At 71.1% G+C, this 20796-nt stretch carries 23 protein-coding genes; 7 read left to right on the top strand and 16 right to left on the bottom strand.

Annotated features, from left to right (window positions below; all coding sequences use genetic code 11):
* Positions 1-3: 3 nt before the first annotated feature.
* The gene (locus ACTJJZ_RS05410; protein WP_440720158.1) at positions 4-282 is read left to right on the top strand and encodes a hypothetical protein; all 279 of its coding nucleotides are present in this window, start codon (positions 4-6) and stop codon (positions 280-282) included.
* Complete coding sequence (locus ACTJJZ_RS05405; protein WP_440720157.1) at positions 282-1388, top strand: N-acetyltransferase family protein; 1107 nt, start codon at positions 282-284, stop codon at positions 1386-1388. Before ACTJJZ_RS05410 ends, ACTJJZ_RS05405 begins: the two co-directional genes overlap by 1 nt.
* Before the next feature lie 5 nt (positions 1389-1393).
* Here the strand turns inward: ACTJJZ_RS05405 and ACTJJZ_RS05400 are convergent, their stop codons facing one another.
* The gene (locus tag ACTJJZ_RS05400; protein ID WP_440720156.1) at positions 1394-2887 is read right to left on the bottom strand and encodes an MFS transporter; all 1494 of its coding nucleotides are present in this window, start codon (positions 2885-2887) and stop codon (positions 1394-1396) included.
* Positions 2888-3030: 143 nt separating this feature from the next.
* On the opposite strand from ACTJJZ_RS05400, the gene ACTJJZ_RS05395 reads away from it, so the two are divergent.
* Both ACTJJZ_RS05395 and ACTJJZ_RS05390 read left to right on the top strand, forming a co-directional pair.
* Entirely contained in the window at positions 3031-3936 is a 906-nt protein-coding gene (locus ACTJJZ_RS05395) for a helix-turn-helix domain-containing protein (RefSeq protein ID WP_440720155.1), read from the top strand.
* A gap of 61 nt (positions 3937-3997) precedes the next feature.
* Positions 3998-4459: a phage tail protein gene (locus tag ACTJJZ_RS05390; protein WP_440720154.1), complete on the top strand. Its 462-nt coding sequence runs from the start codon at positions 3998-4000 to the stop codon at positions 4457-4459.
* Between the two features lies 1 nt (position 4460).
* Here the strand turns inward: ACTJJZ_RS05390 and ACTJJZ_RS05385 are convergent, their stop codons facing one another.
* The gene (locus tag ACTJJZ_RS05385) at positions 4461-4913 is read right to left on the bottom strand and encodes a GNAT family N-acetyltransferase (protein ID WP_440720153.1); all 453 of its coding nucleotides are present in this window, start codon (positions 4911-4913) and stop codon (positions 4461-4463) included.
* Positions 4914-5021: 108 nt separating this feature from the next.
* Here ACTJJZ_RS05385 and ACTJJZ_RS05380 point away from each other — a divergent pair, with 108 nt between their 5' ends.
* The gene (locus tag ACTJJZ_RS05380) at positions 5022-5507 is read left to right on the top strand and encodes a hypothetical protein (protein WP_440720152.1); all 486 of its coding nucleotides are present in this window, start codon (positions 5022-5024) and stop codon (positions 5505-5507) included.
* A 51-nt stretch (positions 5508-5558) separates the two neighbouring features.
* Here ACTJJZ_RS05380 and mutM read toward each other — a convergent pair whose 3' ends face one another.
* The 7 genes from mutM to ACTJJZ_RS05345 form a co-directional block, all read right to left on the bottom strand.
* Complete coding sequence (gene mutM, locus ACTJJZ_RS05375; RefSeq protein WP_440720151.1) at positions 5559-6464, bottom strand: bifunctional DNA-formamidopyrimidine glycosylase/DNA-(apurinic or apyrimidinic site) lyase; 906 nt, start codon at positions 6462-6464, stop codon at positions 5559-5561.
* Between the two features lie 7 nt (positions 6465-6471).
* Positions 6472-7164, bottom strand: a complete 693-nt coding sequence (rnc, locus tag ACTJJZ_RS05370) for a ribonuclease III (protein ID WP_440720150.1) — start codon at positions 7162-7164, stop codon at positions 6472-6474.
* 14 nt (positions 7165-7178) lie between these two features.
* Positions 7179-7388, bottom strand: a complete 210-nt coding sequence (gene rpmF / locus ACTJJZ_RS05365) for a 50S ribosomal protein L32 (RefSeq protein WP_013586329.1) — start codon at positions 7386-7388, stop codon at positions 7179-7181.
* Between the two features lie 32 nt (positions 7389-7420).
* Entirely contained in the window at positions 7421-7888 is a 468-nt protein-coding gene (locus ACTJJZ_RS05360; RefSeq protein WP_440720383.1) for a YceD family protein, read from the bottom strand.
* 248 nt (positions 7889-8136) lie between these two features.
* Positions 8137-8634 carry a pantetheine-phosphate adenylyltransferase gene (coaD, locus tag ACTJJZ_RS05355; protein ID WP_440720149.1) on the bottom strand — a complete coding sequence of 166 codons (498 nt, stop codon included), beginning with the start codon at positions 8632-8634 and terminating at the stop codon, positions 8137-8139.
* A 106-nt stretch (positions 8635-8740) separates the two neighbouring features.
* A complete protein-coding gene (locus tag ACTJJZ_RS05350) occupies positions 8741-10921 on the bottom strand; it encodes an ATP-dependent DNA helicase RecG (protein WP_440720148.1) in 2181 nt (726 codons plus the stop codon).
* 118 nt (positions 10922-11039) lie between these two features.
* Positions 11040-11807, bottom strand: coding sequence for an alpha/beta fold hydrolase (locus ACTJJZ_RS05345; protein WP_440720382.1), 768 nt, complete (start codon positions 11805-11807; stop codon positions 11040-11042).
* A 103-nt stretch (positions 11808-11910) separates the two neighbouring features.
* Here ACTJJZ_RS05345 and rsmD point away from each other — a divergent pair, with 103 nt between their 5' ends.
* Positions 11911-12486 carry a 16S rRNA (guanine(966)-N(2))-methyltransferase RsmD gene (gene rsmD, locus ACTJJZ_RS05340; protein WP_440720147.1) on the top strand — a complete coding sequence of 192 codons (576 nt, stop codon included), beginning with the start codon at positions 11911-11913 and terminating at the stop codon, positions 12484-12486.
* 51 nt (positions 12487-12537) lie between these two features.
* Here the strand turns inward: rsmD and thiL are convergent, their stop codons facing one another.
* A complete protein-coding gene (gene thiL / locus ACTJJZ_RS05335) occupies positions 12538-13557 on the bottom strand; it encodes a thiamine-phosphate kinase (protein WP_440720146.1) in 1020 nt (339 codons plus the stop codon).
* A 23-nt stretch (positions 13558-13580) separates the two neighbouring features.
* Between thiL and ACTJJZ_RS05330 the strand changes: the two genes are divergently transcribed.
* Positions 13581-14090, top strand: coding sequence for a DUF3515 domain-containing protein (locus ACTJJZ_RS05330; protein WP_440720145.1), 510 nt, complete (start codon positions 13581-13583; stop codon positions 14088-14090).
* Positions 14091-14178: 88 nt separating this feature from the next.
* On the opposite strand, the gene ACTJJZ_RS05325 is transcribed toward ACTJJZ_RS05330, so the two are convergent.
* From ACTJJZ_RS05325 to leuC, 6 genes are all read right to left on the bottom strand, one after another.
* A complete protein-coding gene (locus tag ACTJJZ_RS05325; protein WP_440720144.1) occupies positions 14179-15261 on the bottom strand; it encodes a D-alanine--D-alanine ligase family protein in 1083 nt (360 codons plus the stop codon).
* Entirely contained in the window at positions 15167-16315 is a 1149-nt protein-coding gene (locus ACTJJZ_RS05320) for an NAD(P)H-dependent glycerol-3-phosphate dehydrogenase (protein ID WP_440720143.1), read from the bottom strand. The genes ACTJJZ_RS05325 and ACTJJZ_RS05320 overlap by 95 nt, the downstream gene beginning before the upstream one ends.
* A complete protein-coding gene (locus tag ACTJJZ_RS05315; protein ID WP_440720142.1) occupies positions 16305-17057 on the bottom strand; it encodes a lysophospholipid acyltransferase family protein in 753 nt (250 codons plus the stop codon). Before ACTJJZ_RS05315 ends, ACTJJZ_RS05320 begins: the two co-directional genes overlap by 11 nt.
* Before the next feature lies 1 nt (position 17058).
* Positions 17059-18417, bottom strand: a complete 1359-nt coding sequence (gene murA / locus ACTJJZ_RS05310; RefSeq protein ID WP_440720141.1) for a UDP-N-acetylglucosamine 1-carboxyvinyltransferase — start codon at positions 18415-18417, stop codon at positions 17059-17061.
* Between the two features lie 74 nt (positions 18418-18491).
* A complete protein-coding gene (gene leuD, locus ACTJJZ_RS05305; RefSeq protein WP_440720140.1) occupies positions 18492-19109 on the bottom strand; it encodes a 3-isopropylmalate dehydratase small subunit in 618 nt (205 codons plus the stop codon).
* 2 nt (positions 19110-19111) lie between these two features.
* The gene (leuC, locus tag ACTJJZ_RS05300) at positions 19112-20551 is read right to left on the bottom strand and encodes a 3-isopropylmalate dehydratase large subunit (protein ID WP_440720139.1); all 1440 of its coding nucleotides are present in this window, start codon (positions 20549-20551) and stop codon (positions 19112-19114) included.
* Positions 20552-20796: the final 245 nt, after the last annotated feature.

Here is a 20796-nt window from a genome sequence, read left to right as displayed (position 1 = left end):
ACCGTGAACACCGCATTGCACGCTTCGCCTCCCACCGAGTCGACGCAGCGCGCTCAGATCGAGCGCGAACTGTCCATCCAGCTCCCCCGCGAGGAGGAGCTCCGCAACCTGTCGCTCACGCAGCGCGTGGCCCTGCGGGTCGCCCTGCATCTCATCGTGCGGACGCGCCCCACGACCCAGGACGAGGCGCGCGCGGCCCTGGCCGAGGGCCGCCGGCTGCGCGTGCTCGAGGAGTACGAGGCCGGCCGCCTGGCTCACACCTCCATCCGTCAGGTGCTGTGATGACCGACGCTCCGACGAACGACATCGTCACACCCCTTCCGGCCGGTGCGACCCTGCATCCGCTCGTGCTCCCTGCACGGGCGGATGCAGGCTCGCCCGGCCCCTTCCGCGACTACGCCGAGGTGCGCAACCGCTGTCTCGCGGAGGCGTCGGGGCGCACGGACGACGACTTCACTCCCGAGGAACTGCTGCCGCTGCTCACGTCCGACGCGTACGTGCAGCGCAGGCAGTGGCGGATCGCCCGCGACGACCGCACGATCGGGGTCGCGTTCCTGAACGTCTCGCGCGACGGCGACGGCGACACCGCCATGAGCGCGATCAGCGTGCTCCGCGCGGAGCAGGGACGGGGCATCGCGACCGCCGTCGCCGCGCACCTGGAGCCGCTCGCCCGCCGCGAGGGCGTGCGTACCCTGCAGGCGTGGACCGAGCACCTGCGCTCCGACGAGACGCGCCTCAGCCCGCCGACGGGCTTCGGAAGCGTTCCGCTCGACCACACCGCCCGATTCCTGCAGGCTCAGGGCTGGACGCTCGAGCAGGTCGACCGCGTCAGCGAATACCGCTGGGGCGAGGACCTGCACCTGCGGGCGCTGCACGCCGAAGCGGAGACCGCCGCGGCGGGCTACCGCGTCGTGCGGTGGCTGCTGCCCACGCCTGCGGAGCGCGTCGACGGCTATGCGTGGATGAAGTCGCGCATGTCGACCGACGTCCCCGACGCCGGGATGGACTCGCCCGAGGAGCACTGGGATGCCGAGCGCGTGCGCGAGCACGATGAGCGGTGGGCGGCCATGGGGCACACGGTCCAGGTGACCGCGGCGGAGCACGTCGCCACGGGCGAGCTCTGCGCGTACAACGAGCTGTCCCTCAAGGGCCCTGAGGACAGCGTCACGCAGCAGAACGACACGTTCGTGCTCGGCGCGCACCGCGGACATCGGCTCGGGCTGCTCGTGAAGAGCGCGGGCATGCTGGCCTGGCATGAGCGCTTCCCGGACTCGGCGCGCATCGTGACGTACAACGCCGAGGAGAACCGTCCGATGCTGTCGATCAACGAGCAGCTCGGCTTCGTGCCCATCGGGTACGGCGGCGCCTGGAAGAAGGCGCTGGCCTGAGCCGTTCAGCACCGGCCGACGGAAGGTTCCGCCGGCGAGCGATCGCCGCCGCCCGCCGACGGGGACGCGACGTCGAGCGTCCTCGCGCCCCGGTCGCGCCCACGGGGCCGGAGCGCGAAGGCGATGAGGATCGCCGCTGCGGCGCACAGCAGGCCGTCGACGAGGATCGCGGTCTGGATCCCGGGCAGCAGCCCGTACCCGTCCGCACCGCCGCGGCTCGCGATGACGGCGGCCAGGATCGGAGTCCCGAGCGCGATGCCCACCTGCTGACTCATCGTGACCAGGCCGGTGGCGAGACCCTGCTGCGCGTCGGGGATACCCGCGGTGGAAGCCACGACGTACCCGACGATGGCGACGAGATTCGCGACACCACCGAGGAAGGTGAGGACCAGAAGGGGAATGACCCAGGACCGGTCCGGGCCGGCGAAGGCGAGCGGGAGGGTTGTCACCGCCTGGACCGCGAAGCCCGCAACGATGGTGTTCCGGACGGCGACGCGGGCGATGATCCTCGGCGCGAGCAGACCGCCGAGCACCGTGCCGATCCCGAGGACTCCGAAGGACAGTCCCGTGAGCAGGGGCGGGATCCCGAGCACCTCCTGCAGATAGAGCGTGAGGGGGAAGACCAGCGCGGTCTCCGTCGCGAACGCGAGAATGCCCGCGACATTCCCCCAGGCCACACCACGTCGACGCAGCAGTGACAGCGCGATGAGCGGCTGTGCGACGCGACGCTCGACGAGCCAGAACGCGATCAGCGCGGCACCTGCGACGGCGAAGCCGGCCCAGACGCCCGCGCTCTCCCACCCGGACTGCCCTGCGGTCGTCGCCCCGTAGACGATCGCGACGAGGCTGAGCGTCACGGTCAGCGCGCCCGGCACGTCGAGGCGGGTTCGGTGGTCGGCGCGGCTCTCGCTCAGCGCCGCGGGGGCGAGGCACAGCACGACGAGGGCGACTGCGACATTCAGGAAGAACGCCCACCTCCAGCTCAGGGCATCCGTGAGCAGCCCGCCGAGAACCGCGCCGGTCGTGAAGCCGGCGGCCATCAGCGCGCCGTTCAGGCCCAGAGCGCGCTCGCGGACCGGCCCCTCCGGGAAGGCGGTGGTGAGCAGAGACAGCGCCGCCGGCGTGACCATCGCGGTGGCGAGGCCCTGCGCGACCCGTGCGCCGAGGAGCATGACCGGATCGACCGCGAGCCCGCCGCACAGCGAGGAGACGCCGAGCAGCGCCATGCCGATGAGGAACAGCCGCTTGCGTCCGACGAGATCGGACACCCGCCCGAACAGCAGCGTGAACCCTGCGGCGCAGACCGCGTAGCTCGTCGAGATCCACTGCAGGCCGTCCGCGGCGATACCGACGTCACGGCCGATGCGTGGCAGTGCGACGGTCAGGATGGAGAAGTCGACGGCGAGCGTGAACCCTGCCGTGAGCAGGATCACGAGCGCGAGCCGCAGCCGGCCGGTCAGAGCCGGATGCGCGTTCGTGGCGGAGGTGTCGCGGGTCATGGATGTCCTCGTGTTGCGGGAGTCGTGGGAGGGGAACTCGTCCCACCGTGACGGGCGATCCGGCGGCGAGCCAGACCCCGCCCGTTCCTACGCATGACAGGGTCAGGCACGCGCCGGCGCCGACGCGCACAATGGGAGGTGTGATGCCCGCACCCGCACGAACCCCCGGCAGCGACACCGGCGCCCTCGGCGATTTCCTGCGCTCGCGCCGGGACGCGCTCACTCCTGAGGATGCGGGGATCGTCGCGCACGGCTTGCGGCGCGTGCCGGGTCTCCGTCGCGAAGAGCTCGCGCAGCTGGCCGGGGTCTCCGTCGCCTACTACACGCGCCTCGAGCAGGGCCAGTCGATCGCCGCGTCCGACGGCGTGCTCGACGCGCTCGCCCGTGCACTGCAGCTCCGCGATGACGAGCGCAGCCATCTGTTCGCGCTGGCGACGCCGCGCCCTTCCCGGCGGCGCCGCCCGCCCCGTGCCGAACGACCGGCGCCCGGCGGGCTCGCGCTGCTCGCGGCCATGGACGGGGTGCCCGCGCTCGTCCTCGGACGCCGCGGCGACGTGCTCGCGTGGAACCCGCTCGGGCATGCGCTCCTCGCCGGGCACGTAGGATTCGACGCCCCCGCCCACCCCGGCACCCGCCCGAACACGGTGCGGATGCTGTTCCTCGATCCGCACACCCGCGACCTTCACCGGGACTGGGCCGCGGAAGCCACGCTCGTCGTCGCGTCGCTCCGCTTCATCGCCGCTCAGCACCCGGACGACAGTGCGCTGGCCGCGCTCGTCGGCGAGCTGAGCATGAACAGCCCCGAGTTCGCCGCTCTCTGGGCTCGCCACGCGGTGGAACTGTGCTCCAGCGGCACCAAGCACCTGCATCACCCGGAGGTCGGCGACCTCGACGTCCAGTATCAGGCCCTGCATCTTCCCGGCGCGGAGGGCCAACGCCTCCTCGCCCACACCGTCGATCCGGGGAGCAGCTCCGCCGACGCCCTGCGCCTGCTCCGAGAGGCCGTGCCGGCCCGGCCGGGTTCCGCTGGGATCGGCGCCCCCCACTGACCGCAGCCGTCCGGTCCGGCTTACGATGAGGGCACTGTCATCAACGCCGAGGAGCGCCACCATGAGCAGCCCTGTCGACTTCGTCACCGTCTCGACCGCGGGCCTTGAGTCCTCGCCCGTCGCGGACGCGCTCGCCGGCCTGCGTGCCAACGAGGCCCGGTACTTCAAGAACAAGTACGACCACGTGTTCACCGTGAGCTCCCCGGACGAGGACCCGGAGACGCTGAAGTGGGTCAGCGACATCCTGCGCGAGGAGCGGGGCATCGTCATCTCGAGCCCCGCGCTCGAGGTCAGCGCGTTCGAGGTCGACGGGATCCGGATGGCGTACGTCTTCTACCGATCGGGACTGTCGATCAACGTCATGTACACGATCGCGGACGGCGGCAAGCGCGCGGTCGGCTTCAAGCTGTCGCAGGGCATGGACGTCCCCGAGGAGCTCTCCGCCTTCAAATTCGCCCGGCAGCGCTCGAAGCTGGCCGGCGAGATCCGCGGCTCCTACTTCGTCCTCAAGAGCGAGCACTGAGTCAGAGCGGGCGGGACATGACGCGCACGTCCGGTCGTTCCGACTCGGCGAGCTCCACGAAGCCCGCACGCCGGTAGGTGCGGATGGCGGGCTCGTTGCCCGCGATCACGTTCAGTCGCAGCTCCGACGCGCCGAGAGCGCGAGCCTGCTCCACCGCGAGATCGGTCAGGATATGCGCCAGCCCGCGCCCCCGCTGTTCGGGGTCGATGAGCACGCGACCGAGGCGGGCGACGCTCCCCTCCACGGTGAGATCGAAATGACCGACCGGGCTGTCGGCTCCTTCCTCGACGAGGATCCACGCGCTGAGTCCCGGATGTTCCATGCCGGAGAGCTGCTTCGCGTCGATGGGCCACTGCAGCCGTGGCCCGGTGAACAGGTACAGCGCTTCGGCGTCGGGAATCCATCCGACGACGATCTCGCCGTCGGCGTCATGGCGCGGACGTATGCGGAACACGCGTCGAGTGTATGACCCCGCACGGACAAGCGCCCGCCGCATGCCGGTCATCCCGGTGCCGGTGGGTGAGACACGGATCCGCAGGCCGACGTGAATAGAGTCGGAGCTATGACCCGGCCATCGATTCGAGACCTGCGCAGAGCTCATCTCAGCCTGGGCATCGGCGAGATCGTCGCCGCCCTCGTCTTCTGCGGAGCGGCGGCGTGGGTGGTGGGCCCGCGGTTCGAGAACCCGGCGGACCGCGTCGCGCTGTGGGCAGCACTCCTGCCGCTGATCGCGGTCCTCCTCCAGGCCGGAATCTATTGGCTTGCAGCGCGCAGCTGGGTCGGCCGCGGCGGGATGCCACGCGCCGTACGGCGCGTGTATCTGGCCCTCCGGGTCGTCGACGTCGGTCTGCTGGGCTGTGGCCTCGGCGTGGTGGCGATCGCCAGGCCGAGCAGCGCGGCGATGCTGGTGCTCGTCGTCGCGGTGTGGCTTTTCGGAGTCGTCGAATATCTCAACTACTTCGTCGTCCGCCTGTCCTACCCGGCAGGGCGTTGGCTGCACGAGGTCACCCGCTGGCGGACGCCGCGACTCGCGAAGGACCTGCGCTGACAGCTCGGGCGGCATCGCCCGGGATGCCGTCGGCGGATATCGTCCACTCGGTCAGCGACGCCGCTGACACCTCGGGCAGAAGTGGCTGGAGCGATTCATGAACGCGTCCCTGCGGATCGGGGTGCCGCAGCGCGGGCACGGCAGGCCGGTGCGCCCGTAGGCGTTCAGGGAGTGCGCGAAGTAACCGGCCTCGCCGTTCACGTTCACGTACTGGGCGTCGAAGCTCGTGCCGCCCTCGGCCAGCGCCTTCTCGAGCACGGCGCGCACCTCGGCGAGCAGCCGGTTCACGGCCACGGTCGACAGCGCCGACGCCGGCGTCTCGGGATGGATCCGCGCGGCCCAGAGCGACTCGTCGGCGTAGATGTTGCCGACACCGCTGATCAGGGTCTGATCCAGCAGGACGCGCTTGATCGCGCTCGACCGCGCCCGCAGGGCTGTGCGGAAGAGGCGATCCTGGAACGCCTCGTCCATCGGATCCCGCGCGATGTGCACGACCTGGGAGGGGATGAGCGGCTCGGCGCTCCCCCACCCCGCCGCCCTGGCATCCACGGTCGGCACCAGCACGTCGACGGCGAGCGAGCCGAAGGTCCGCTGATCGGCGAACACGACCGCGAGCTCGCCGTGCTGCGGGTGCTCGACGAACAGCCGGATCCGCTCGTGCCGCTCGGCGGGGGCATCCGGTCGGCGCAGCAGCAGCTGACCCGACATGCCGAGGTGACCCACGATCGCCGAGCGCGCCTCCGCGGTGCCGCCCGCGAGCGGCATCCAGAGGAACTTCCCGCGGCGCGCCACGGTCACGACCGCGGCGCCCTCCAGACGTGCGACGAAATCGGCCGCGCCGGCAGGGTGCCGGGTGAGCGCGCGCTCGTCGTGCACGGCCACGGAGACGATCCTCGCCCCGGACATCGCCGGCGCGAGTCCCGCGCGGACGACCTCGACTTCGGGGAGCTCGGGCATCGCGCGTTCAGCCGTGAGCGCTCAGCGCCTGCCAGGCGGCCAGCGCGGCGGCCATCTCGGCCGTCTTCTTGCTCGTGCCGGTTCCCGTCGTGATCAGGTCTCCGGCGGTGACGGTCGCGGTGAAACGGCGGTCGTGATCGGGCCCCGTGGACACGACCTCGTACAGCGGCGCGGAGAGGCCCTGGCGGGCTGCGAGCTCCTGCAGCGCGGTCTTCGGATCCATCGCCGCGCCGTACCGCTCCGGGTTCTCCAGGAGCGGCTCGATGAGCCGCAGCACGAGCTCGGTCGCCGCGACCGGGCCGGCCGACAGGTAGGTGGCGCCGAAGACGGCCTCCATGGTGTCCGCGAGGATCGAGTCCTTGTCGCGTCCGCCCGTGCGCTCCTCGCCCCGGCCGAGCAGGATGTGCTGACCGAGTCCGATCGTGCGGGCGACCTCGGCGAGGGCGACGGTGGAGACCACGCTGGCGCGTCGCTTCGCCAGGGCGCCCTCGTCGAGGTCCGGCAGGGTCGTGTAGAGCATGACCGTCACGGCCTGACCGAGCACCGAGTCGCCGAGGAACTCGAGGCGTTCGTTGTGCGGGATGCCGCCGTTCTCGTACGCGTACGACCGATGCGTGAGCGCACGCTGAAGCAGCTCGGGGTCGATGTCGACTCCGAGCTGCTCAGAAAGAGGGCGCGTCCCGTGCGGGACTTCTGCCATGATCGACGGATCGATCAGACGTCGGCGACCTTGCGGCCCTTGTACTCGAGGAACAGCTCGGTGCCCTGCGAGTCGGTGACGACCTTCGCCTGGTGCGGACGGCTGTAGACGACCTTGCCGTTCTCGATGGTCTTGACGAGGGCAGGAGCCTCCGCCTTCCACTGCGCGCGACGCGAGCGGGTGTTCGAACGGGAGACCTTGCGCTTCGGGGGGTTACCGGCCATAGTTGCTTACCTTCTGTGTTCTGGGCGCGCAGCTATTCCGCTGCGTTTCCTTGGTCTGTGATCTGCTGCAGCGCGGCCCACCGAGGATCGACGGGAGCGTCCTGCTCTTTCCCGGCGCTTTCGGTCAGCCGCTCACCGGTCTCGGGGTCGAGTCCAGGGCAATCCGGCTGACACACCGGCTGAAACGGGAGCGCCAGTACGACCGCGTCCCTGACCAGAGTTTCAAGATCCACGTGGTCGTCTTGAACTTCGAAGTCGTTCGCTTCCTCACCAGGATAGGCGAAAAGCTCCTGAAACTCGACTTCGACAGGCTCGGCGATCGGATTCAGGCATCGGCCGCACTCGCCGCGGTAGGTGGAATCCACCTCTCCGGTGACGAGGATGCCCTCGTGCACCGACTCCAGACGGACGTCGAGATCGATCTCCTCGCCCTTCTCGACGGCCACGAGCCCCTCGCCCCACTGCTCCGTGAGCGGGATCGTGAGCCGGTGCTCGCGCATCTCCCCGGGTCGGCGAACGATGTCGTGCGCGGACAGCACGAAGGGTCCTTTGCGTCGGGTCTTCACCCGCCCAGTCTACCGGCCGCACCTGGACGAGGGCCGGACGGAAGCGCGCCCCTCGTGCCCCGACGGCAGGCGTTGCCGATGCGAATCCGCCGCTCCTCGCTGCACTTTTTCACCGCCGCGCCAGATATTTCTGCCGCGCGGGTCAAAAAGTGTCGCTCTGCGGGCGGTGGACGCAGGCGGCGTCAGAGGCCGCGTGCACCGGTGTCGAGGAAGCGCGCGACCGGCGCCGGCACGAACGGGGTCACGTCCCCGCCGAGCGCGGCGACCTGGCGCACCAGCGAGCTGGATACCAGGGCGTGCGCGGGATCCGGCAGCAGGAACACGGTCTCGATGTCGGCGAGGTGGCGGTTCACGATCGCCATCGGCGACTCGTAGGCGACGTCCACCTGCGAGCGGATGCCCTTCACCAGCACGCTCGCGTTCACGTCCTTCGCGTAGTCGACGAGCAGACCCATGCTCCAGGACGCCACGATCACGTCGCCGGAGACGTGCGCGGCGGCGATCGACTCCTCCAGCAGAGCGAGACGCTGCGCCACCGGCAGCATCGCCTGCTTGTCCGGGTTGTGCACCACGAGCACGTGCAGCTCGTCGTACAGGGATGCGGCGCGCCGGATCACGTCCAGATGGCCGAGCGTCGGCGGGTCGAAGGAACCGGGGACGACGGCGATCCGAGCGCTCACGTCGTCTCCTCACGTCGCTCAGTGCATCGCATGCGCTCAGCCTATCGGCGCCGATCCATGCGCGGGCTGGACGGACCGCTCCCCGACGGAGTCGACGTCAGTGCGGTCAGTTCTTGACCAGGGCCGCCCGGTCCTCGATGGTGAGCCGGTGCGCGATCGACTGGCGCAGGCCCTCGTGCTCCTCGAGGGCGGGATCGGCGGCGATGATCTCCTCCGCGATCTCCCTGGCCCGGCCGATCAGGTCGGCGTCCTTGATGACGCGCAGCAGCTTGAGCGACGACTTGACCCCGGACTGCCGGGCGCCGAGCACGTCGCCCTCGCCGCGCAGCTCGAGGTCGACCTCGGCCAGCGCGAACCCGTCCAGCGTGGCCGCGACCGCGTCCACCCTGTCCCTGGCCGGCGTGCCCTGCTCCGCCTCCGTCACGAGCAGGCAGAGTCCCGGCACCCCTCCGCGGCCGATGCGGCCGCGGAGCTGGTGCAGCTGCGAGACGCCGAACCGGTCGGCCTCGAGCACGATCATCGTGGAGGCGTTCGGCACGTCCACGCCGACCTCGATCACCGTGGTCGCCACGAGCAGGTCGATCTCGCCGCGGGAGAACGCCTGCATGATCGCGTCCTTCTCGTCGGCGGCCATCCGCCCGTGCAGGCCCGCGATGCGCAGCGATCCCAGCACGGGATGGGTGGCTAGGGCGGCGAGCAGCTGCACGACGCCCCAGCGCGGACCCTTGGCGCCCTCGCCCTCGTCGTCCTCGAGCAGCTCCTGATCGGGCTCCAGCGCGTCCTTCTCGGTGTCGATCGCCGCGCAGACCGCGAAGACCTGCCGGCCCTGCGCGATCTCTTCGGCGGCGCGCTCCCACACCCGCGCGAACCAGCCGGGGTGATCGGCGAGCGGCGCGACGAAGGTCTGGATTCCCGCACGTCCGCTCGGCATGCTGCGGATCACCGACGTGTCCAGGTCGCCGAACACCGTCATCGCCACGGTGCGCGGGATCGGCGTCGCGGTGAGCACGAGCGCGTGCGGACTCGTGCCCTTGGCGCGCAGGGCCTCGCGCTGCTCCACGCCGAAGCGGTGCTGCTCGTCGACGACCACGAGACCGAGGTCGGCGAAGGTCGTCTTCTCCCCCAGCAGCGCGTGCGTGCCGACGACGATGAGCGCCTGGCCCGCGGCGACGCGCAGCGCGGCCTTGCGCCGTTCGGGTGCCGACATCTGCCCGGTCAGCAGGGTCGGCATCACGAGCGGCGCGAGCCGGGGCCCGAGCATCTTCGTGATCGAGCGCAGGTGCTGCCCGGCGAGCACCTCGGTGGGCGCGATCATGGCCGACTGGCCCCCGGACTCCGCCACCTGCAGCATCGCCCGGAGGGCGACCAGCGTCTTGCCGGACCCCACTTCTCCCTGCACCAGCCGGTTCATGGGCGCGCCGGCCACGAGATCGGCGGCGATCATGTCGCCGACGGAGACCTGGTCGGGCGTCAATGTGAAGGGAAGGGACGCGTCGAACCGCTCCAGCAGCCCCCCGGGCTTCGCGGGGCGGGCTGTCGCGTCGAGCATGCGCAGGAAATGCCGCTCCTGCACGAGCGCGGTCTGCAGGGTGAGCGCCTCGTGCATGCGCAGCGTGCGGATCGCCGGGCCGATCTCGTCCTTCGTGCGGGGACGGTGCACCTGCTCGAGTGCGGCTCGGGCGCCCAGCAGCCGCTCCTCGCGGCGCACGTCGTCCGGCACCGGCTCCGGCACCGGGCCGAGATCGTCGAGCACGACGCCGATCATCTTCTCGATCTGCCACGTCGTCAGCGACGCGGTGGCGGGATAGATCGGCAGCGGCGTGGTGACCAGGGTGTCCGCCTGCGTGCGCGCCTGCAGCTCGTCGTCGAACATCTCGTACTGCGGATGAGCGAACTGGGTGACGCCGCGGTAGTCCCCGACCTTGCCGGTGAACACGCCGCGCCGGCCGACGCGCAGCTCCTTCTCCCGCCACTCCAGCTGCCCGCGGTACTTCGCGAAGAAGGTCAGCACCATCCGGCCGATGCCGTCGCCGATGTCGACCGTCATCATCGCGCCGCGCCGGTTCTTCATGTCCCGCACGCTCACCGACATCACCTCGGCGACGATCGTCACCGTCTCGCCCTTCGGCAGGTCGAGGATCGGGGTCAGCTCACCGCGGTTGGCGTAGCGGCGCGGGTAGTGCGAGAGCAGGTCGGTGACGGTCGTCATCCCGAACGCCTTCTGCAGCGCCTTCGCGTTGCCGTCGCCGACCGCGACGCCGAGCGGCGATTCGAGGCGGAGCGGCATGCTCCGAGTCTAGGACGACCCGCCGACACGCGGACCGCGGCTGTGCAAGGCGCCGACGGACTCGACGCGCCGACGGTCCTGCGGGTCATCGCCGGTTCGCGCGGGCCGTCGTGCGGGATCAGCCCCGGAGGAACTCCAGCCCCGCTTCGCGGAACGCCTTCGACCCTGGCGCGTTGAAGTGATGCCGGCCGGGGATCTCGAAGAACCGCCCGTGCGGCGCGGCCTCGGCGAGGCGCTGCGAACCGGGGATCACCGCGTCCTCGGATCCGGTCGCGAACAGGATCGGCTGGCCGGGCGCCTTCCCCGGATCGGGATCGATGGAGCGCGACTCGCGCATCCCCTGCGCGAGCGCGAGGAGCGCCTGAAGGTCGTTGCCCGGCACGCGCTCGGTCAGCGCGATGTAGTTCTGGGTCACGCGATCCGTGACCGGAGTGCCGTCGGCGATGAACCGGCGCACCTGCTCCAGATCGAGCCGTTCGAGCGGGATCCCGTCCGGGACCCCGCCCAGCACGGCGCGCGGGATGCGATCCTCGAGGTCGAGCAGCACCTGCCATCCCACCCGTGCACCCAGGGAGTACCCGACGTAGAGCGCGTCGTCGACGAGGTAGGTGTCGAGCACCTGCTCGACGTCGGTGGCGAGCGTGCGCACGTCGTAGCCCGCGGCGTCGTGCGGCTTCTCGCTCGCGCCGTGACCGCGCTGGTCGATGCCGAGCACACGGTAGCCGGCCCGCTCGAGCATGCGCACCCAGCCGGTGAGCACCCAGTTGTCGCGGGTGCTCGATGCGAAGCCGTGCACGATCAGGACGACGGGGGCGTCCGGGTCGCCCCAGGTGTAGGTCGCCAGCGCCACGCCCTCACCGACCTCGATGATCTGCGGAGACGGCATGCGGGTCAGGTCGGAGAGGCTCTCGGGCACGTGTCCATCATCCTCTGCCGTCGGGCCGGCGTCGCGCTCATGTCCCGCGATCCGTGACGAATAGGGTGAACGGGTGACGAGAATCATCGCCGGGAGCGCGGGCGGGACGCGCCTCGACGTGCCGGGTCAGGGCACGCGCCCCACCAGCGATCGGGTGCGGGAGTCGCTGTTCGCCGCCCTCGAGTCGATGGACGCGATCGCCGACGCCCGGGTCCTCGATCTGTACGCCGGATCCGGGGCCCTGGGTCTGGAGGCGCTCAGCCGCGGTGCGCGGGCCGCGGTCCTCGTCGAGCGCGGGCGACCCGCGGCGGCGGTGATCCGCCGCAATGTCGCGGCGGTCGTGAAGGCCCTGCGCGCCGCGGGCGCCGCGGCCGCGACCGTGCAGGAGGGCACGGTGCAGGGCTTCCTCGCCCGCGCATCGGGGCCGTTCGATCTCGTCTTCACGGATCCGCCCTACGACCTGTCCGACGCGGACATGACCGCCGACCTCGTGGCGCTCCGGCCGCTGCTGTCGGACGACGCGGTCGTCGTGATCGAGCGCGGGCGCCGCTCCACTCCGCCGGAGCTCGCCGCGGCCGGGCTCGACCTCATCCGCGAGAAGGCCTACGGCGACACCGTGCTGTGGTGGGCGGAGCCGGCCGGACGCTGAGCCGGCCGGCAGCCGAGCCGAGCCGGACAGGGCAGCGGAGCCGCCGCGCCGTCAGCGGGCGTCCGCACCGCCGTCACGATAGGGGTCCCAGCCGAACGGCCCGACGGGCTCGCCGTCGCACAGCACGGAGGCGCCTCGGACGGGCGGGACCACGGATCCGATCCGCCGGAAGCCCGGGGGCAGCGCGCCCGCCGGGAACGTCGCGAGCAGCGCGTGGTCCTCGCCGCCGGCGAGAGCACGGTGCGGGTGCGCCCCGAGCGCGGAACGGTCGAGCGCGATCGTCACATCCGAGGCTTCCGCCATGCGCCCGGCGTCGAGGGCGAGGCCGTCGGAGACGTCCATCATCGCGGTCGCCCCGGCCACCGCGGCCACCGGCCCGAGGCCGATCGGCGGCGCGGGCCTCAGCTGCGCGGCGATCGCGTCGGCCTCCCCCTCCGCCAGGGCGGACGGCACGACGGGCACCGCGACGCCGTCCGGATGGAAGCGGCGGAACAGCACCGAGAGGCCGTGCCCCGCCACGCCCATCTCCCCCGCGATCGCGACGTCGTCGCCGATCCGCGCCCCCGAGCGCAGGACCGGCGCCCGACCCTCCAGGTCGCCCAGCGCGGTCACCGCGATCGTCAGGGTCGCCGACACGGTCAGGTCGCCGCCCACCACGGCGCAACCGGGGGCAAGGGCCGCGCAGGCGTCGCGCAAACCGTCCGCGAGGGCCGCGATGAACGACAGCCGCCGGTCCTTGGGCACGGCCAGGGCGACCAGCAGCGCGGTCGGACGCGCACCCATCGCCGCGATGTCCGCGAGGTTCACGGCGGCCGACTTCCAGCCGAGGTCGTAGCCGCCGGACCATGCCGCGCGGAAGTCCGGGCCCTCGACCAGCGTGTCGGTGGTGGCCACCACGGATCCGGACGGGGCGGCGATCACGGCCGCGTCGTCCCCCGGCCCCACCACGGAGAAGTCGCCCGCGGGGGTGCGGCTGAGGATCGTGCGGAGCACCCTTCCCTCGCTGACGTCGCCGATCATGGGGTCGTCGAGGAGGGCGTCGGCGGGTCCGGTAGCTGGGAGGTCGGCCATGGTCACAACGGTAGCCTGGAGCGATGCCCCGCCGTCTCGCCGCCGCCTTCCTCGTCGTCGTCGCGGCGGGCGTGCTCGCCGGCTGCAGCTCGACCGTGCATCTGGATCCGGCGGACGACGCGAACGATCCCCGTTGCGCGGACGTCACCGTGCGCCTGCAGAACGTGCCGAGCATCGCCGGGCACGACCGGCGGTGGACGGACGCGCAGGCGACGGCCGCCTGGGGCGATCCCGCCGTCGTCCTGCTCACCTGCGGCCTGCCCGAGACTCAGCCCACGAGCACCCTGCAGTGCATCTCGCTGCAGGGCATCGACTGGCTCGTCGACGACTCGAAGCAGCCGTACCTGACGCTCACCACCTACGGGCGCAAGCCGGCCGTGCAGCTCTTCATCGACAACAGTCCCAAGACCGGCGTGAGCGCGAACGACGTGATCGGCGACAAGAGCCTGGCCGCGGCGATCGCGACGATCCCGGCGACGCACGCCTGCACGGCGCGGCCCGGAGCCGACGCGACGCCGAGCCCGACGCCCTAGCCGCTCGGTCCTTCTCCCCCGTGCGTCCGCGCACGCCCTCGATGCGCCGCGCTGTCAGCGGCGCAACCGCGGCCGAGTGGGCGCGCCGTCAGCGGCGCAGCCCCGCCTCGATCAGTTCGGTGATCAGGTCGCGGTAGGTCAGTCCCGAGGCGATCCAGCACTTCGGGAACATCGAGATCGGCGTGAACCCCGGCATCGTGTTCAGCTCGTTCACGACGAGACCGCCGTCAGGCAGCAGGAACATGTCGACGCGCGCCAGTCCGCGGCCGTCGACCGCCTCGAACGCGCGGATCCCGGCGTCCTGGATCGCCGCGACCTCTGCGGCATCGAGCTCGGCCGGGCACACCACCTCCACCCCGTCGCCGCCGAGGTACTTGCCCTCGAAGTCGTAGAAGCCGCGGGACGTCAGCACGATCTCGCCGGGCACCGACGCGCGCGGCGCCGACGCGCCCTCGAGGACCGCGACCTCGATCTCCCGGCCGGCCACCCCGGTCTCCACGAGCACCTTGTCGTCCTCCGCGAACGCGATCCGCAGGGCCTCGTCGAGGTCGGCGAGATCGGACACCTTCGAGACGCCGACGCTGGATCCGGCGCGGGCCGGCTTCACGAACAGCGGCAGCCCGAGCTCCGCCGCGCCGGCGCGCACGCCGGCGGCGTCGTCCGTCCACTGCCGCGCGCGCACCGTGATCCACGGGGCGACGGCGATGCCGGCGGCCTGCAGCGCGATCTTCATGAAGTGCTTGTCCATGCACAGCGCGGAGTCGAGCACGCCTCCGCCGGCATAGGGCACCTCGAGCGTGTCGAAGTAGCCCTGCAGCGTGCCGTCCTCGCCGTGCGGGCCGTGCAGCAGCGGCAGCACCACGTCGATGCCGCCGAGGTCGTGCACGGAGCCGTCCGCGCGGGTCACGCGCAGCGTGCGCGTCCCGCCGGGCTCCGGCCACTGCACGCGGGTGCCGTTGTCGGCGACCTCGGGAAGGTGCTCCGCGTCGAGCGGGAACTTGTCCGGATCGTCGTCCTCGAGCACGAACGCGCCGGAGCGGGTGATCCCCACGGGGATGACGTCGTAGCGCTCGCGGTCAAGCGCGCGGAGCACCCCGCCCGCCGTGGCGGAGCTGATCGAATGCTCGCTGGAGCGCCCTCCGAAGAGCACCACCACCGTCTGCTTGTCCATTGCCCGTCCCTTCCCCCTGCGGGGTGTCGTCGTCGGTGGTCAGATGCGGGGCGATGTCGCGCGGGTTCATGGTGCCGTCGAGCACCATCTTCACCTGCTGAACGATCGGCATCTCCACGCCGGCGGCGCGGGCCAGCTGCAGGATCGGCGCGACGGACGCGAGTCCCTCGGCCGTCTGCTGCATCTGCTTGACCACGTCCTGGAAGCTGTATCCCTGACCGAGCAGGCGCCCGGCCGTGTTGTTGCGGCTGAGCGGCGACTGGCACGTCGCGATCAGGTCGCCGAGACCGGCGAGACCCTGCAGGGTCCCGGGCTGGGCGCCGTTCGCGACGGCGAAGTCGGTCATCTCCACGAGCCCGCGGGTGATGATCGACGCCTTGGTGTTCTCGCCGTAGCCGACGCCGTCGACGATGCCGATGGCGACCGCGATGAGGTTCTTCAGCACGCCGCCGAACTCCGTGCCGATCACGTCGGTGTTCACGAAGCTGCGGAAGTAGCGGTTGCGCGCGGTGCGGGCCACCGCGTCGGCGGTCTCCTGGCTGTTCGAGGCGATGACGGCGGCGGTCGGCTGCTCGCGCGCGATCTCGAGCGCGAGGTTCGGCCCGCTCGCGACCGCGATCCGGTCGGGATCGCAGCGCAGCTCCTGCTCGATGACCTGACTCATCCGCAGCCCGGTGCGCTTCTCCACGCCCTTCATCAGGCTGACGACGGGCACGCTCGAGTCCTGCAGCAGCGGGCGCAGCGCCTTCAGGTTCTCCCGCAGCGTCTGGCTCGGCACCGACAGGTAGACCTGCTCGGCGCCGTCCAGCGCCTCGGCGAGGCGGTGCGTCGCTGACATGTTCCGCGGCAGGTTGATGCCGGCGAGGTACTGCGAGTTGCGCTTGGCCTCGTCGATCTCGTGCGCCAGCTCCTGGCGTCGGGCCCACATCGTGACCTGAGCCCCGCCGTCCGCGAGGATCTTGCCGAACGTGGTGCCCCAGCTCCCGGCGCCGATCACCGTGACGCGAGGACCGAGAGGGATCGATGCGGTGCGCGGCGGGTTCCTAGGAGTCAAGACGGCCCGTCTCCTTCTGGCCGTGATCGGCCGGGTTCCAGCGTTCCGGCGGAGCCTTCTCGCCGCGGAGCTCCTCCAGGAGCGCGGTGATCGCTGCCATCAGCCGGTCGTTCGCCTCGACGAGGGCAGCGCGCTCGCCGGAGCGGCCGTGCAGATCGGAGAGGTCGACCGGGTCCCCGATGAGGATCTCGACGGTCTTCCGCGGGGGCCACAGGCTGAGCCCCTTCTGGTAGCGGCCCATGATCTTCTGGGTGCCCCAGTGCGCCATCGGGATCAGCGGGATCTCGCCGGCGAGGGCGAGGCGGACGGCCCCGGACTTCCCGCGCATCGGCCACAGATCAGGGTCCCTCGTGAGAGTCCCCTCCGGGTAGACGATGACCCCGCGGCCGTGCTCGGCGAGCGTCTTGGACTCCGCCAGGGTCTGCTTCGCGGCCGCCGCGGACGACGCCCTCGCCACCGGGATCATGCCGGTGCCGCGCAGCGCCCAGCCGAGCACGGGAACCCGGAACAGGCTCTCCTTCGCCATGAAGCGCGGGGCCCGGCCCAGCCGCCATACGGCCGCGGCGACGATCAGCGGGTCGAACTCCGAGTAGTGGTTCGGTGCGAGGACGAAGGCGCCGGAGCGCGGCAGCTTGTCCGCGTTCCGGATCCGGATCCTCGCGACGACGCCGATGAACGGCACCACCAAGACCGCCAGAAACCAGAACAGGCTCGGGCGGGTCTTCTCGGCGGTCGCGCGCATGTCAGCCGATCACGTCGAAGTCGGCGCCCAGGGCGGTGAGCTTGTCGAGGAACTTCTCGTAGCCGCGGCTGAGGATGTCCACGCCGGACACCCGCGACTCGCCGGTCGCGGTCAGCGCCGCGATCACGTGGCTGTAGCCGCCGCGGAGGTCGGGGACCACGATGTCGGCCCCGTGCAGCGGGGTCGGGCCGGTGATCACCGCGGCCTGCTCGAGCTCGCGGCGCGCGACGCGACGGGGACCGTCCTGCAGGCCGTGCGGGTGCACGACGATGTCGGCGCCCATCTTGACCAGGGCATCGGTGAAGCCCATCCGGTTCTCATACACCGTCTCGTGCACCACCGAGCGTCCGTGCGCCTGGGTCAGGGCGACCACGAGCGGCTGCTGCCAGTCGGTCATGAACCCGGGGTGCACGTCGGTCTCGACGATGACCGGCTTGAGGTCTCCCTCGCGGCGGAACAGGATCCCGTCCTCGCGGACGTCGAACCAGCCGCCGGCCTTGCGGAACACGTTCAGGAAGGTCAGCATCTCCTGCTGCTTCGCGCCGCCGACGAAGATCTCGCCGTTCGTCGCCAGCGCCGCGCAGGCCCACGACGCGGCCTCGTTGCGGTCGAAGATCGAACGGTGGTCGTAGCCGCGCAGCGTCTCGACGCCTTCGATCAGGATCACCCTGTTCGGCTCGTAGGAGATGATCGCGCCCATCTTCTGCAGCACCGCGATCAGGTCCATGATCTCGGGCTCGATGGCCGCGTTGCGCAGCTCGGTCTGGCCCTGTGCCCGCACAGCCGTGAGCAGCACCTGCTCGGTCGCACCCACGCTCGGGTACGGCAGGTGGATGCTCGCGCCCTTCAGCCCGTTCGGGGCGGAGAGGCGGATGCCGCTGGGCAGCTTCTCGACGATCGCGCCGAACTTGCGCAGCGCGTCGAGGTGGAAGTCGATCGGACGGTCGCCGATCCGGCAGCCCCCGAGGTCGGGGATGAAGGCCTGGCCGAGGCGGTGCAGCAGCGGGCCGCAGAACAGGATCGGGATGCGCGAGGAGCCCGCGTGCGCGTCGATCTCCTCGAAGTGCGCGGACTCCACGTCGCTCGGGTCGAACACCAGCGCACCGGGCTCGTCGCCCTCCGACACGCGCACGCCGTGCACCTCGAGCAGGGAGCGCACGACCGCGACGTCGCTCAGATCCGGGACGTCGCGCAGGGTGCTCGCCGTCTCGCCGAGGAGAGTCGCGACCATCGCCTTGGTGGCGAGGTTCTTGGCGCCCTTCACATCCACCCGTCCGTGGAGTGGCCGTCCGCCGCGGATCGCCAGAACGTCCCCGGTGAGCGGTGAAGCGATCGTGGTCTCGTGCAGCGGTGTCGTCATTCAGGGCCTCTTCTTGTGGAACGGGCGCGGCCGGAGCCGCCGGGCGGATGCCCTAGGCTCACGGCCGCTCCGGTTCAGCGAACAGGAAGGGTCCGTGGCCGCCACGACTCGCGACGGGCCTCGAACTGCGCGATCTTGTCTTCGTTGCGCAGGGTGAGCCCGATGTCATCGAGCCCTTCGAGGAGCCGCCACCTAGTGTAATCGTCGATCCCGATGGAGGTCTGAAACACGGTCCCTGAGCCCGTCGAAGGGCCGATCGCGGCGGTCCGCGCCTCCAGGTCGACGGTGATCTCACGGCCGGGATCCTCGTCGATCAGCGCCCAGATCCGCTTGATGTCGGCCTCGTCGACGGTCGCGGCGAGCAGGCCCTGCTTGCCGGAGTTGCCGCGGAAGATGTCGGCGAAGCGGGGGCTCAGCACGACCTTGAACCCGTAGTCGCGCAGCGCCCAGACCGCGTGCTCGCGGCTGGATCCGGTGCCGAAGTCGGGACCCGCGACGAGCACGGACGCGTTCCGGAACGGCTCCTGGTTGAGCACGAAGTCAGGATCCTGCCGCCACGCGTGGAAGAGCGCGTCCTCGAAGCCGGTCTTGGTGACCCGCTTCAGGAACACCGCGGGGATGATCTGGTCGGTGTCGACGTTGGACCGCTTCAGCGGGGCTGCGACGCCGGTGTGGGTCGTGAACTTCTCCATGCTCAGGCCTCCTGCCCGTTCTCGATCAGGTCGCCGGGACTGGACAGCGTGCCGCGCACGGCCGTGGCCGCGGCGACGAGCGGCGAGACCAGGTGCGTGCGCCCGCCCTTGCCCTGCCGTCCCTCGAAGTTGCGGTTCGACGTCGACGCGCAGCGCTCCCCCGGGGCCAGCTGGTCCGGGTTCATGCCCAGGCACATCGAGCAGCCCGCGAAGCGCCACTCGGCGCCGAAGTCGGTGAAGACCTTGTCCAGGCCCTCGGCCTCTGCCTCCAGCCGCACCCGGGCGGATCCCGGAACGACCATGACACGCACGCCGTCGGCCTTGGTCTTGCCCTTGATGACCGACGCGAAGGCGCGCAGATCCTCGATCCGGCTGTTGGTGCAGGATCCCATGAACACGGCGTCGACCTTCACCGCCTTCAGGGGCGTGCCCGGCTTCAGGTCCATGTACTCCAGCGCGCGCTCGGCGGCGCTGCGCTCGTTCGGGTCCGCGATGTCGGCCGGGTTCGGGACCGAGGCCGACAACGACACGCCCTGGCCGGGGTTGGTGCCCCAGGTCACGAACGGCTCCAGCGCGTCGGCGTCGATGAACACCTCGGCGTCGAACGTCGCGCCCTCATCGGTCGGCAGGGTCTTCCAGTAGGCGACCGCGTCGTCCCAGTCCTGCCCCTGCGGCGCGTGCGGCTTGCCCTGGACGTACGCGAACGTGGTCTCGTCGGGCGCGACCATGCCGGCACGGGCGCCGGCCTCGATCGACATGTTGCAGATCGTCATGCGGCCCTCCATGGAGAGGGCGCGGATCGCGCTGCCGCGGTACTCGAGCACGTAGCCCTGTCCGCCGCCGGTGCCGATCTTGGCGATCACGGCGAGGATGATGTCTTTCGCGGTCACGCCGGGGCGGAGCGTCCCCTCGACGTTGATCGCCATGGTCTTGAACGGCTTCAGCGGCAGCGTCTGGGTCGCCATGACGTGCTCGACCTCGCTCGTGCCGATGCCGAAGGCCATCGCGCCGAACGCGCCGTGCGTGGAGGTGTGCGAGTCGCCGCAGACCACCGTGATGCCCGGCATGGTCAGGCCGAGCTGCGGGCCGACGACGTGCACGATGCCCTGCTCGGCGTCGCCCAGGGAGTGCAGGCGCACGCCGAACTCCTCCGCGTTGCGGCGCAGCGTCTCGATCTGGGTGCGGCTGGTGAGATCGGCGATGGGCTTGTCGATCGCGAGGGTCGGGGTGTTGTGGTCCTCGGTGGCGATCGTGAGGTCGAGGCGCCGCAGCGGCCGTCCTTCGGCGCGCAGGCCGTCGAAGGCCTGGGGGCTGGTGACCTCGTGCACGAGGTGCAGGTCGATGTAGATGAGGTCGGGCTCGCCGTTCTCGCCCTTCACCACGAGGTGGTCGTCCCACACCTTCTCTGCCAGCGTGCGGGGGCGGGGGGATGCGTCATTCATGCGTTGCTTCTCCTGGGTAGTGGTGCGGCCGTATCCCCTGAAGAGCAGGGCGAAGGACACCGCGGCGAGGAAAGCCTAGATCGAGGTCTCGCCGCGGCTGCTAAGGAGAAGCTGCACCGCCTGCATGCGCACGAGTTTACCCTCGGTCAGGGTGGGAGTCTCCCACCCACCCTGGGCGTCCGCGACGGCGCTCAGGTGAACGTCGATGCCGCGGCGATCTGAGCTGTCCGACACGCCGGTCCAAG

The organism is Microbacterium sp. 22242 (assembly GCF_052045495.1).
Lineage (GTDB): Bacteria > Actinomycetota > Actinomycetes > Actinomycetales > Microbacteriaceae > Microbacterium.
Note: the sequence above shows the minus strand (reverse complement) of the source record. Positions and strands in the feature narration are given on the sequence as shown.